The sequence below is a fragment of the Streptomyces barkulensis genome (assembly GCF_002843305.1).
Classification (GTDB): domain Bacteria; phylum Actinomycetota; class Actinomycetes; order Streptomycetales; family Streptomycetaceae; genus Streptomyces; species Streptomyces barkulensis.
Genome location: NZ_PGSG01000006.1, coordinates 250331 through 262382 on the forward strand (window position 1 = coordinate 250331; position 12052 = coordinate 262382).

The 12052-nt window shown below is 66.7% G+C and carries 13 protein-coding genes; 5 read left to right on the forward strand and 8 right to left on the reverse strand.

All coding sequences use genetic code 11. The features are described from left to right. The first annotated feature begins 86 nt into the window (after nt 1-86). The gene (locus CUT83_RS01560) at nt 87-434 is read left to right on the forward strand and encodes a transcriptional regulator (RefSeq protein WP_101254047.1); all 348 of its coding nucleotides are present in this window, start codon (nt 87-89) and stop codon (nt 432-434) included. A gap of 149 nt (nt 435-583) precedes the next feature. On the opposite strand, the gene CUT83_RS01565 is transcribed toward CUT83_RS01560, so the two are convergent. The 3 genes from CUT83_RS01565 to CUT83_RS01575 all read right to left on the reverse strand — a co-directional run bounded on the left by CUT83_RS01565 (nt 584) and on the right by CUT83_RS01575 (nt 3257). Further along, nucleotides 584-1222 (reverse strand): hypothetical protein, encoded by a 639-nt coding sequence (locus CUT83_RS01565; RefSeq protein ID WP_101254048.1) that lies wholly within the window; start codon nt 1220-1222, stop codon nt 584-586. A 368-nt stretch (nt 1223-1590) separates the two neighbouring features. Continuing rightward, on the reverse strand, nt 1591-2391 hold the full coding sequence (locus tag CUT83_RS01570; protein WP_101254082.1) for a protein kinase: 801 nt from the start codon (nt 2389-2391) through the stop codon (nt 1591-1593). Nucleotides 2392-2396: 5 nt separating this feature from the next. Further along, nucleotides 2397-3257, reverse strand: coding sequence for a radical SAM/SPASM domain-containing protein (locus CUT83_RS01575; RefSeq protein WP_101254049.1), 861 nt, complete (start codon nt 3255-3257; stop codon nt 2397-2399). A gap of 297 nt (nt 3258-3554) precedes the next feature. Here CUT83_RS01575 and CUT83_RS01580 point away from each other — a divergent pair, with 297 nt between their 5' ends. From CUT83_RS01580 to CUT83_RS29740, 3 genes are all read left to right on the forward strand, one after another. After that, nucleotides 3555-4889 carry an NsdA family TPR-like regulatory protein gene (locus CUT83_RS01580; RefSeq protein WP_101254050.1) on the forward strand — a complete coding sequence of 445 codons (1335 nt, stop codon included), beginning with the start codon at nt 3555-3557 and terminating at the stop codon, nt 4887-4889. Between the two features lie 649 nt (nt 4890-5538). Further along, nucleotides 5539-6549 carry a DUF4928 family protein gene (locus CUT83_RS01585; RefSeq protein WP_158238950.1) on the forward strand — a complete coding sequence of 337 codons (1011 nt, stop codon included), beginning with the start codon at nt 5539-5541 and terminating at the stop codon, nt 6547-6549. Nucleotides 6550-6643: 94 nt separating this feature from the next. Next, nucleotides 6644-7597 carry a hypothetical protein gene (locus CUT83_RS29740; protein WP_143688457.1) on the forward strand — a complete coding sequence of 318 codons (954 nt, stop codon included), beginning with the start codon at nt 6644-6646 and terminating at the stop codon, nt 7595-7597. A 39-nt stretch (nt 7598-7636) separates the two neighbouring features. Here CUT83_RS29740 and CUT83_RS31310 read toward each other — a convergent pair whose 3' ends face one another. The 3 genes from CUT83_RS31310 to CUT83_RS01595 form a co-directional block, all read right to left on the reverse strand. After that, nucleotides 7637-7765, reverse strand: a complete 129-nt coding sequence (locus tag CUT83_RS31310; protein WP_277347729.1) for a hypothetical protein — start codon at nt 7763-7765, stop codon at nt 7637-7639. Nucleotides 7766-7900: 135 nt separating this feature from the next. After that, nucleotides 7901-8341, reverse strand: coding sequence for a transposase family protein (locus CUT83_RS30645; RefSeq protein ID WP_240958117.1), 441 nt, complete (start codon nt 8339-8341; stop codon nt 7901-7903). Nucleotides 8342-8650: 309 nt separating this feature from the next. Then, on the reverse strand, nt 8651-9091 hold the full coding sequence (locus tag CUT83_RS01595; protein WP_101254052.1) for a very short patch repair endonuclease: 441 nt from the start codon (nt 9089-9091) through the stop codon (nt 8651-8653). A 156-nt stretch (nt 9092-9247) separates the two neighbouring features. Between CUT83_RS01595 and CUT83_RS01600 the strand changes: the two genes are divergently transcribed. Next, nucleotides 9248-10573, forward strand: a complete 1326-nt coding sequence (locus CUT83_RS01600; protein ID WP_240958087.1) for a DNA cytosine methyltransferase — start codon at nt 9248-9250, stop codon at nt 10571-10573. Between the two features lie 90 nt (nt 10574-10663). Here CUT83_RS01600 and CUT83_RS01605 read toward each other — a convergent pair whose 3' ends face one another. After that, nucleotides 10664-11026 (reverse strand): hypothetical protein, encoded by a 363-nt coding sequence (locus CUT83_RS01605; RefSeq protein ID WP_101254053.1) that lies wholly within the window; start codon nt 11024-11026, stop codon nt 10664-10666. 135 nt (nt 11027-11161) lie between these two features. Further along, nucleotides 11162-11908: a transposase family protein gene (locus tag CUT83_RS01610; protein WP_101254054.1), complete on the reverse strand. Its 747-nt coding sequence runs from the start codon at nt 11906-11908 to the stop codon at nt 11162-11164. Between the last annotated feature and the right edge of the window lie 144 nt (nt 11909-12052).

Genomic DNA, 12052 nt, shown 5'->3' on the forward strand with positions numbered 1-12052 from the left:
GTCTCACCGGCCGATCACAAGCCTTTGTCCGGCGGGTTTTGAGGATTGAGCGGAGCTACGCCGTACCGCTGCGGGATAATCGGAGTATGTCAGCCGTGCCCAGCATCTCCGACCTCCGTCGTGCCAAGTTCACTCGACGCCTCCCCGGCGCTCTGACGGAACTCACCGGCCCGGTCCACGGCACCGTCGACCTGCCGCTGCACCTGGCGTGGTCCGGGCTGACCCGATTCGACCTCGACCAGCCCCGGCTGAGGATGAGCCTGTACCGGATCGTCCTGGCCGAGGGCATGCACGACGACCTGGTCCGGTACCTCAACCACGAGCTGCTGACCGACCTGTGGCCCGTACTGCGCACCCTGGTCAGCCGTGACATCCGCGGTGCCTGGGAGGGCGCTTTTCCCGAACTGGCTCCCGGCACCTCCGCCGTCGTGTGAACCTCACGGATCTGCACAGGCGGCTCCCACTCGTTCGTCCTCACAGGGGCGATTGGTGAGGACAGGCCCGGAGACTGCGGCTCGCTCACGAACCGGATGAACGCCGGGCCCCGCCCGATGACCGGGCAGGGCCCGGCAGCCGGCCCGGCTCACCCGGCGAGGGCGGCCAGGTCCACCGGGGTGCAGTCGTGCAGCGTCATGACCAGCCGGTGGGCCAGGGTCCACCGGACCGCGAGGTCCTCGTAGGAGACCTCCTGCAGGGCGGTGTCGAGGGGCTCCAGGGTGGCCGGGTGGTGGACGATCCCGGCCACGCCCCAGGCGTACGGCCGTTCCACCAGCGCGGCGACGTGCCCTTCCCGCAGCCGCGGGCACTCCCGTACGGAGATCCGGGCGCAGGGCACGCACACGGGCGGCGCCGTGGTCCGCTCGCCCTCCTCCACCGGGCGGCCGACGTCCCGCAGCACGAAGAGGCGCGGGCCGTCCTGAGGGGTGGGCCCGCCGCACACCTGGCAGAGCATGCGCCGCATGGCCCTTCGCTGCCGCAGGGTGTGCACCGTGTGGTACCGGGGGTGCCCCTTGCCCCGCGCGAGGGTCTGCCTGGTCCACAGCACCCCGCGCCAGTCCCGGTCGTACGCGCCCTCCCCGGCGAAACCGATCCCCTCGCCGCCCACCCCCACCCGCCGCACCACGGGCGGGCGGCGCATCCGCTCCTGGCTCCACGAGGCGATGTAGGGAACCGTGCTCAGCCGGCCGGTACGTGGCCGCGCCGACGTGGCGGCGAGCTCCACCGAAGCCCCCTCCGCCCCCGCCGGGCGCACCCCGTAATCCCCGCGCCCGTCCGCAGCGCGCGCACGCCCCTCCCCGATCCGTTCCTCGACCCCTTGTGAGAAGGCGCTCCCGCCCATGTACGCCCTTCCTGACGCTCGGTCCCGTACTCACGGATACGTAACCGCGCGGTTACCCCGGGCGGTAGCGTGGGTGGAGCGGCAGCGCGTGAAACCCATGAAAGACCGCGTGGACGCGGAGGAGTGGGCGAGGGCGGCACCAACCGCATCCGCGCATGACGAAGGCCCCCACCGCCGTAGGGGTCCCTCGTCTCTGTTGGCAGGGTGACCTGGCGGGCATCCCTGCCGGGAGAACCGCTCAGTCCTCCACGCTACGTGCTCACGCCGCGGTGGTCGGCCCACGTCCGGGAAGCGTCCGCCATCGCCCCGAGCCACGAGGCGTCCGGCTTCCGGTCGGCGAAGGCGCGGTACATGAGCGCGTTGGCCCGGGCGAAGGCGTCGACGGCCTTCGGGTCCGCATCCACCCATGCCGCACAGCCGGAAGCCCAGGACTCGGCGGACTCGGGGCTGTGCCCGGCCGCGATGAGCTGCACCACCAGACAGGCCGGGTCGATGAAGCCCGCGCCACGGGTTGGCCAGGACCAGTCCACTGCCCAGGCGGTGTGCTCGCCGATCATCATGTTGCCGGGGTTGATGTCGGTGTAGAGCAGGTCATCGCCCCGGAGGAGGGCGGCCTGCCTCTCGTCCCCGGCGAACCGGTCCCACCGGGTCTCCGGCCACTCCCGCGCGACCTCGGGGAGGTCCAGCTCCCCGATCCGGTCCACCAGACCGACGACGGTGGGCAGGTCGGGCGAGCCCGGCGAGAAGTCGGCCGCCCGCCCCTCCACGGCGTCGAAGCCGAGCACGACCCACACGCCGTTCTCCGCATGCCACCGCAGCGCGGGGGACAAGGGCCGTACGGCCGGGTTGATCAGCCGCTCCCGCACGATGGAGTCGCGCCGTCCGCCGGGCCGGTTGGGGACCGCCTTGACGAAGAACGGCCCCTTCTCGCACTCGACCACGGTGGCGACATCCGAGCTGTGCCCCCCGGTGGTGGGACGGGCACGCGCCAGTTCCCCCGTGTGCGGGCGGATCAGCTCCCGGAAGTCGGCGGCGAGAAGGGGCGTGTCCATCGTCCTCAGTTCCTCGGGCTGCACGAGCTGCCCGGAAAGCCGGGCGTGCACTCCTCGTCGTCGGGGCCGCAAGGGTCGTTCCTCCCGGCCGCGCCCTGGATGGCCGTGGTGGCGCGGGTCATGGCCTCGCCGCCGAGGATAGCGGCGAGCGGGGTGTGCCTGACGTTGCCGACGCCCATCCAGCCGGAGAACACGCACGGGGACACCTCCCCCGTGGGACCGATGGCGGCCACGCCCGATCCGCACCGGCCACAGAGCTTGGCCGTGTCGGGGACCCGGCCCTGTCCGCCCCGCCCGAAGGGCCGGACATGATCGATACCGATCCGCTCCACGCCCAGGGCTTCCAGATCCCGCCGGGCACCCGCGGCCTGCTCCTCGTCGCCGGTGACGACTCCGACGCGCAGCGGGATGCCGAGCCGGACGGCCCTGGCGATGTTCTCCCGCGTCCTTCCGTGGGAGCGGCGGCCGGTCATCGCGTTGTGGGTCTCGGCCCGGCCGGAGTAGTAGGAGGTGGCCAGCGCCAGTCCCTTGCGCCGGAAGATCTCCCAGCACTCCTGGGAGACGTGCACGAGGTTGCTGTAGACCTCCACCTCCAGACCGGCGTTCAGCGCGTGGTCCACCAGGGCCGTGAAGTCGGGGTGCATGGTCGGCTCACCACCGATGAACTGCACCCCGCGCACGCCACAGGCCGCGGCCTGATCCAGAACGCCGACCCAGTCCTCACGGGTCATGGTGCCGTGCGATCCGCTCGGGCCGGAGGAGTTGTAGCAGTGCCCGCAGGCGAGCTGGCACTTCCGCGTCAGGTCCAGCCACAGAAGCCGGGTGGTGGCTTTCCGGGCCGGCGGAGTCTTGACGATCACTGTCACCGGTGTTCCCTCTCTTGTCGGGGGATGCTGTCTGCCGGCCGGTGCCTTGTGCCGCTTGAATGCTGATTCCGAACTGGCTTCGCGAGCAGCCGAGTTGGATCCGGGCGCCGTCGACAGCCGTGGCCGGACCCGCGTCACGGCGGACTGCGCGACGGATTCCCTCCGCAAGCTGGACTTCGGTACCGACCACTTCCGTGCTCACGGATACGTAACCGTGCGATTACTCTGGGCGGTAGCGTGGGTGGAGCGGCAGCGCGTGAAACCCATGAAAGATCGCGTAGATGCGGGGGCGTGGGCATGGGAACCAGGAAGCCGAACGAGGGCCTGCAGCGCGTTCTGACCGAGAGCCAGTGGTCGCAGTCCCAACTCGCCCTGGCCGTCAACCGCGTCGGAGCGGAGGCCGGGGTGCCGCTGCGGTACGACGAGTCCGCGGTGTCCCACTGGCTGAGCGGCACCAGGCCGCGCAAGGTCGTACGGCCCTTCATCCGTGAGGCCCTGTCACGCCGGCTGCGCAGGCCGGTCACGCTGGCCGAGATCGGTCTGGAGGCCGAAGAGGCGAGCACCGGCGCGGATACCGTGGAAGGACTGATGAACCTCGGGAGGACGGACATGGACCCATCCCGCAGGAGCGTGCTGGGCGTCGGCCTGTTCTCCGTGGCGCTGACCGTCCCCGGCTGGCAGGACGTGGTGGGCCGGATGGAGGCGGTGCGGGCCGGCCGCAGCGTGCGCATCGGGCGGCCGGAGGTGGACATGGTGGTCGCCATGACCGAGCGCATCAGCGAACTGGACGACCAGTTCGGCGGCCGTCACGCCCGGCCCATGGCCGCCTCCTTCATCGTCAACACCGTCTCGGCGTACCTGCGCGCCGACGCCCCCGAGCCCGTGCGCAAGAACATGCTCTCGGCCGCCTCCGACCTGTGCTATCTGACCGGCTACATGGCGGTGGACGAGGGCCTGCAGGGGCTGGCCCAGCAGTACTACCTCAAGGCCCTGGAGCTGGCCGGCGCGGCCGAGGACCACCTGACCTACTGCACCACGCTGCGCGGCATGAGCGTCCAGGCCGTCGACCTCGGCCACGGGCCGGAGGCCCTGCGCCTGGCCGACGCGGCAGCCGCGGCCTCCCCCCAGGCCGGACCACGCATGCGCGCCTTCCTCGCCGGCCAGCAGGCCCACGCCGCCGCCCAGACCGGCGACCGCCGCACCGCACTGGCCCACCTGAGGGACGCGGAGACGGCGATGGAGAAGGCCGAGTCACCAGCCGGGGTCTCGGGCCGGTACGACCCGGCCGCGCTCGCGGACCACACGAGCCAGGTGCGGTACGAACTCGGGGACATCGGCGGGGCGGTCAAGGCCAAGGCGGAGTCCAACAGGCTCCGGCAGCCCACGCAGCGCAGGAGCCGGGTGCGGAACCTGGCGATCGCCGCCGAACGGCAGATGCGGCTCGGACACCTCGAAGAGGCCTCCGCGACCTGGCACTCGGCCCTGGACGACTACCCACACGTCCAGAGCGGACGGGTGGACGACCGTATCCGCACCATGGTCACCCTGATCCGCCCCCACCTCCGCAACCGCACCGCCCGCGACCTCCACGACCGCGCAAGGACGCTGGCCCCCTCAATCCTCCGCATCTGAGGAGCAGACACGTACCGCTGGCTGCCCAGGTGGTACGCCATGACGTAGGTGCCCTGCGTCCAACAGCATCTGGCTCGTCTCCCTGGCCGCCCTCGGTGAACGTGGTCCAACCAGACCCCCACCACTGGCATTCCCTCCATGGAGCGTAGTTGCTCGACCTCGGCCTGGCTGGGTATGCGAGCCCGCGACTCCCATACCCGTCGCTCGCGCTTCGGCAGACGCCTGACGCGGACACGAGGCCTGCCTGCGTGACCGATCTGCCACCCTGCCAGGTCCAAGATGACATATTACGTCTGTCTTGAACTGCGATGGCCAGGCCTTCATGATCAAGAAATGCCTGTTATTTGGAAAATGAGGATCTATTATCTCGTATGCCCGGATTTTTGGATTAAGGGGAGGCTTTCTGATGTACCTGCCTCTCTGTCGTTCTCCTCCATAACGGCATCGCCAGGGACGGGAGTGGTGTGAATAATATTCTGCGGAATGGCTCATGGAATCGAACATGCCGAGGCAGAATGAAGCGGCTCCTGCGCTCGGACAGAGCTGTAGGTGCTGCTGCGGCCTATGCAACCAGCCGCTCCGTCCTGACGGGCTCTGGGAGTCGAACCGCTCATCGGCCCCGGGCCATCCGCGTACGAAAGGTGACTCCATGGTCTCGCTCAAAGCTCGAGAGCCGTCCAAGAAGGTGGTCATGGCCTCTGAAGCCATGGTCGTCCCGATCAGCGCCTGGTACGAGAGTAAGCGCACCGCGAAAGGATCCATCGACTCCAACGTGATGTGCGCCGGGCTGTACATCACGGAGTTCCTCGCCTGCGATTTTCCTTTGACTCGCGACATGTATGCGGCAGAGTCTCAGGTGAAAGGCGCGAGTGGAGCTAAAGCGAAGAGCATCCTCGGTGAGCACGGCGAGCACCGACGGTTCACCAGCGAGGGGGGCCGGACCTCCCGCTACACGATTCGGCATGCGGAGACCCTGGCTGACGTAATTAACAAGTTTGGAGAGGAGCATGGTATCGCTGATCTCTCCGACGTCGAGCGGTTGGACCTTTCTGCCCTGTTGCAGGGTTGGTTCGTCGGCAAGGTTCGGGAAGACTATTTTGGCAAGAAGCGGATCAGTGCGGAGATCGACCCTGGAAACTCCGTCCGCACGACCGTGGCGAACTTGATCGCGGCGGGTCGGGAGCGCGGAGGCACGACGGCGGGGGCCATCGCCCAACACCTGGTAGGTGCGAAGCTGAAGATCCGATTCCCTGACGCCGATGTCAACGTCGAGAGCTATACCACCGCCGACGTGCAGACAGGTCGCGCTGGCGACTACGAGATCGGGGACACGGCGCTCCATGTGACCATGGCTCCTGGTGAGAAGGTCTTCAGGGACCGTTGCGCGCACAACCTGCGTGAGGGGTTCCGCCCGCGCGTCTTGGTCCCCGAGGATGCCGTCGCCGCCGCCGTCCAGATCGCGCGCCTGTCGGGCCTGGAGAAAAAGATCGCTATCCAGTCCATCGAGGACTTCGTCGGAACGAACATCGAGGAGACTGCCGGGTTCACCAAGGACGAAATCCGGGTGAAGCTGCGCGAGCTGCTGGAGCTGTACAACCAGCGGATCGAGACGGCAGAGTCCGATATGTCCCTCAAGATTGAGATTCCTTCTAACCTCTGAAGCCGAGTACTGCTCCGTTGTGTAGAGCAGTGGCCGCGGCCTCGTGTTCCGCCAACCACAGCCGTCCGTCCTCGCTGTATCGGGAAACCATAACTTGATCAAAAAGGCTAAGATTGAAGAAGTTCTCGCTTGCCGCCATGATGACGAGCTAAGAGAGCAGACGGAGAAGGCGAAGGAATTGCTCCGGCGATTGAACGAAATTGCCCCGGAGGTCCTGCAAGAGTCGGATATCGATCCTGAGCGCTGGGGCGCGGTGTTCCGTGCCACAGTAGAAAGCATCCGAGGGAAGAATGCTGCCGATATCCAAGAAAAGGGTGCCTTCGTTGAAGCAGTCTTGACCCGTTGCGTGGAACGGGGGACCGTGGGATATTTCGAGGAGATCAAGGGAAAGGGGCGTCAAGACTGGAAGGTAGTATTGCCCGACGGCACGCTGGTCGCCCTAGAATGCAAAGGAGCTGGCGACGGCAACAACACCACAATTTATGAACGCCCGGCCTGGGCCAATGAGATGGTAATCTGGAGCCAGAACCCCCACAGCCTTCTCAAGCAACCTGGAGAAAGTGCTTGGTCGGCCATTGCCAACCGTCTATTCCCTAGAATTCATGCAGAGCCCAAGCAGCGGGTGGATGCCTACCTTTTCTGGGACGGCCGCTGTGGCTCCGAAGACCGTCCCTGTCCGAAGAGTTACGGCGTCACGGACGGGCTCCGAGAAGCCGCGACTCCCTACGAGGCCGCTTCGGGCAAGCCTTCGGGCTGGCTCCCGCCCCCTTGCGTATTCCTCTTCCCGAGGACTGCCGCAGAAGTTAGGGAAAACTCTGAGCCGCCTCTCCACACCCTTGATACCAGCCATTTCGTGCGCGCAGTGTTCGATGCACTCGACGTGCCAGAGTCGTTGCGCCCAGCGTATGTGAACGACGCTCGCATCCAGTTGACAGCATCCGAGAATGGGACGCTCTTGAGCGTCTCCGTGGTCTCTCGTCGCTACGGCGAAGGAGAGGAACCCGTCCACGTCTCGACCCGCCCGAAGCCCTCGAAGCAGGGCCACTGACCAATCGGGATCCATTGCATGATCGAGGTCTGTCCGGATTCATCCGGTGAGGCCGAGGGCAGTCAGGGGCCTGTGGTAGTCGCGGGCCGTATGGCGTAGGGCGGCGGCGATGTTGGTGTGGCCGTCCTGGCGGTGGACGCCGATGGCGAGGTTGCGCAGGCCAGCCATGATGCAGGGGAGGCAGCCGGTGTGAATTTTGGAGTCGTCCTCGCGGAATGTGCGGTCGCGGACGTGGTGGAGCAGATTTTCGATCTTCCAGTGCCCTCTGATCCAGGCGGCAGACTGGTGATCAGGTAGACGCGCTTAATGGTGAGCTTGCCGGTACAGCAGGGGCTGGAAGGCGGGGATCTCGTTGCTCTTGGCCGCGATCTGTCGCTGGGCCAGTACATGGCCGGCGTGGTCCATCGCGGCGAGGAGAGTGAGGTGTGCGGTGGTGGCGGTGCGCGAGCCGCGCAGGGCCTTGCTGTCAACGGCGATCGCTCGCAGTGCGGGGCTGGCCGGGGCGGCGCGGGCGGCGAGGAAGGCTCCGATCGCCCGGTCCAGGGCGTCACTGTCGAGCTGGACGAGGAGGTGGTGCAGGGTGTGGGGGCGCGGGACGGACACGGTGCCGGTCAGCGGGTCGACGGGGAAGCCGAGTGCCCGGCAGGCCCACGCGGGGACGTCGCTGATCCATTCTGTGATCGCGGTGAGCGAGCGGGCGCCGGTCAGGACACTCGCTGCGGCAGCGGCGACGAGGGAGGGCAGCGAGTAGCGGCGACCGCGGGTGCCTCGCGGATCGGAAGCAGATCCAGAAACTCAGACAGACGGACCGCGTCCGCCAACGGGGCCGAGGTGGGAATCCGGGCTAGTTGGTCCAGCGCGGAGGGCATGAGGGAAGATGCAGGGGCAGGCACGGACTCACCAAGTGTTCATGGGACTTCGACACTCACATGATCACTGAGACCGTGCCTGCGCTGCGTTCGCTCCTGCCCGAACCGGGACGTCCACTCCGCCACCGGACCAGCCCGACGTTCCGGACGGGGCGCAATCACGCAACGGACCCTGACTGACCAATTAGCCAGGACTGGCCGAGCGGCGCGCCTTGACCGCCGCCTCCACCTTCAGAGCTGCCTCGACCGGGTCCTCATGCTCCCAGAAGCGCAGCACAAGCCACCCGGCTTCCGTCAAGCGCGCTGTTGTGTCCCGGTCGCGCTCACGGTTCCGCCGCACTTTCTCCGACCAGTACGGGGCATTGGCCGAGGGGCGGGTGTGATGCTCTTCGCACCCGTGCCAGAAGCAGCCGTCCATGAACACTGCAACCTTCTGCCGTGTGAAGACAAGGTCGGCCGTACGCCTCAGCTCCGGTAGTGGGCGCGCTGCTACTCGGTAGCGTAGCCCGAGCGAGTGCACCGCCTTCCGGAGTGCGATCTCCGGTTTCGTGTCACGACTCCGGTTCGCCCTCATGCTGGCCCGTGTGCCGGGCGAGGAGGCCCAAGAAGTGTCTGAGAGGGGCATCTTTTCATGATCCTGCTTCTCCACAGGTATTGGCGAGGCTACCGACCTCCAGTCTTGAATATTACGCTAGGTAGTGGACTTGCGGCCAGTGGTCGCGTAGCGTGATCGGACTTTTGCGATCGGCGGCCCTGGTCGCCAGGCAGGAAGAGTAGGCGCATGACCGAACAATCACAGCTTCCGCTGCCTACAGGCTTGCTGAAGGCCGTCCTAGGCTCTCCAGAGGTCATCCCGGGCACCTCCATGATCGTTCGGACGTCCGGCGACTCCTGCCATAAGATCGAGCGCGTGACACTGACACCCGATCTCCTCCCCCTGCCCGCACAGGCCGTCTGCAAAGCGGCGGCTTCAACCACCTCCTTTGCGGTCGCCGAGTTCTTCGCCGGGATCGGGCTGGCCCGCCTCGGGCTGGAGCAGGCGGGGTTCAAAGTCACTTGGGCGAACGACATGGCTGCCGACAAGAAAGCAATGTACAGCGGCCACTTTGGTGCGGAAGGGTCCGCCCACTACCTTCTGGAGGACATCAAAGTCGTCGCCCAGGACATCGTGGCTGCCGGAGTCCCCCGCGACCTCGGGCTTGCCTGGTCCTCCTTCCCCTGCACGGACCTCTCTCTCGCCGGCGGACGGAGGGGACTCGCCGGGAAGCACTCAAGCACGTTCTGGAGCTTCACCGACATCTTGGAGAAACTTGGTCCAGACAAGCCTCCGGTCGTTGCCCTGGAGAACGTCAATGGGTTTGCCACCAGCCACGGCGGCAACGATCTGAAGGCGGCGGTGCGCAAGCTCAACGAACTTCGTTACTCGGTGGACGTGCTCACCCTGGACGCCCGGAGTTGGGTCCCTCAGTCCCGCCCCCGTCTCTTCCTGGTCGGCTCATTGAAGAGGCCCTTGGAGGAAGAACCTTGGGAGCGTAATTCGGTGCTCCGCCCTAAGTGGCTCGACTCAGTTTTTACGGACCCTGACCTCGACACCCACCGCGCCCGGCTCCCTGAGCCGCCAGCTCGCTCCAGTACTGGGTGGACGGACCTTGTTAAGCGGAACGGTGAAGTGGACGAAACCCTGTGGTGGGACGAGCAGCGTATGGCGAGGTTCCGCAACGAGTTGTCCCCTGTCCAGCTCGACCGCGTGGCCGCCCTCGAAGCGGCTGGAGAGGTCACCTACCGCACGGCCTACCGTCGCACCAGGAGTGGCGTCCCCGCCTGGGAAATCCGTGCCGACGACATCGCAGGCTGTCTGCGCACCACCGGCGGTGGTTCCTCCAAGCAGGCCGTGGTCCGCATAGAGAGGGGCAGGCCGCTCCGCGCCCGGTGGATGACGCCGCGTGAGTACGCTTGCTTGATGGGCGCGGACGACTATATCCTCCCTGACCGCAATAACCAGGCGTTGATGGGCTTCGGAGATGCTGTGTGTGTCAACGCTGTGAGTTGGCTCGCCCAGAACTACCTGGAGCCGCTCCTCACCGGGAAGCTGCTTCCACGCGGTTAGAGAATTGTCTGGCTGGAAGGCTCCGCAGTCTCTCGGCGCGCTACTCGGTGCTGACCGAGCTTCTATAGAGGGTGTCGTGAGGGCGGCGTATCACTCTTCACGATACTGAGCGAATACCTCCTGCTGCTCGTCTCGCCAACTCCAGTCGGCCGGCCGAGAGAAGGGCAGGCTTCGAGCAAGGTTGGAGAATTGTGCGGATGGTTCACGGCTGGCCTTGTTCACCACGATTGCCGAGAGCATCGGAGCTCGTCCATCCTCGTTGCTGTAGAGGCATACGTCCTTGAGCAAGTAGGTCATGACCCCGCGGTGAGGCAGGATGGAGTCGAAGCCCTGTGCTGCCAGTTCGGCGCTCAGGTCTCCATAGGTGATGGTCTGTCCCTGATAAGCCCGCTTCCTCAGGATCTCTACGGCCGCTTCGACCGCTGCCGGGTACTCCGGGTCCTTGAGCTTCACTGCCCCTCCCACACCGCATGGACGATGCCTGGTCTGCGCATCGTATCGACTGGGTGGCGATCCGGTGCTGTTGCAAGCGGTGCGGTACAGCAGTGAAGTACAGCAATCAGCGCGATCACAGTCACTGAACGCTTCTCATCCTGAGCGCCAGGCGATCTCGATGGCGTGAACGGCGGCGACCGTGCGACCGATGCGGTTGGTGCTGCACCGGGCCTTGCGGAGGATCCGCCATTGCTTGAGGCGGGCGAAGGCGCGTTCGCCCGGGGCGCGCAGCCGGGCGTGGTCGCGGTTGTACTGCTGGTAGTGCTCGGGCAGGTCGCGATGACCGTAGTAGGGGGTGCGGACGGTCGCGCCGGCGCCCTGGTAGGCGCGGTCGGCCAGGACGAGGAGCTGACGGGACAGGCAGGCTTGGATCACACCGTGGGCGCGGGCTGCGGTCAGGTCGTGCGTGCGGCCCGGTGTCGCGCGGGAGAACCAGAGCGGGGTGCCGTCCGGGCGGGCGATGACCTGCACGTTCATCCCGTGGCGGCGGTGCTTCTGCGAGTAGTACGGCTCGTCCGCCGCGATGCGGTTGGTAGTGATCAAAGTGCCGTCGAGGATGACGAACCCCTCCGGCGGCAGCTCGCGCAGGGCCTCGTGCAGGCTCGGGGCGCGCTCGGCGAGGAGGTCGACCGTTTCGCTCACGTACCGGCCGGCGGTGGCGGTGGAGATGCCGAACCCCGCTGCGGCCTGGGCCAGGGTCTCGTTCTTGCGCAGGTGCACCAGGACCAGCAGGGCCTGGCGGAAGCAGCCCAGCTTCCGCCAGCGGGAGTTCAGCTCACGCCTTCGGGCGTAGATGAGCCAGGAAACGTGCTCCACGACTTCGTGGGGGACGTCGAGCATGGCACGATACGGGACCAACAGGGCTCCTGTGTCGAGACGTTGGCGAGTGAGATCACCAGCCGCAACGACCAGGAGCCCTGCCGCGTTACGGCCCCCCGACCACCAGCCGCCATCACCCACGAACCACAGGATGAGAAGCGTTCA

Excerpts from the sequence above, each read along its gene's own strand:
- CUT83_RS01560 (WP_101254047.1), top strand. The coding sequence starts at position 87 with ATGTCAGCCGTGCCCAGCATCTCCGACCTCCGTCGTGCCAAGTTCACT.
- CUT83_RS01570 (WP_101254082.1), bottom strand. The coding sequence starts at position 2,391 with ATGGACACGCCCCTTCTCGCCGCCGACTTCCGGGAGCTGATCCGCCCG.
- CUT83_RS01580 (WP_101254050.1), top strand. The coding sequence starts at position 3,555 with ATGGGAACCAGGAAGCCGAACGAGGGCCTGCAGCGCGTTCTGACCGAG.
- CUT83_RS01585 (WP_158238950.1), top strand. The coding sequence starts at position 5,539 with ATGGTCTCGCTCAAAGCTCGAGAGCCGTCCAAGAAGGTGGTCATGGCC.
- CUT83_RS31310 (WP_277347729.1), bottom strand. The coding sequence starts at position 7,765 with ATGGCTGGCCTGCGCAACCTCGCCATCGGCGTCCACCGCCAGGACGGC.
- CUT83_RS01595 (WP_101254052.1), bottom strand. The coding sequence starts at position 9,091 with ATGCCCCTCTCAGACACTTCTTGGGCCTCCTCGCCCGGCACACGGGCC.
- CUT83_RS01600 (WP_240958087.1), top strand. The coding sequence starts at position 9,248 with ATGACCGAACAATCACAGCTTCCGCTGCCTACAGGCTTGCTGAAGGCC.
- CUT83_RS01610 (WP_101254054.1), bottom strand. The coding sequence starts at position 11,908 with ATGCTCGACGTCCCCCACGAAGTCGTGGAGCACGTTTCCTGGCTCATC.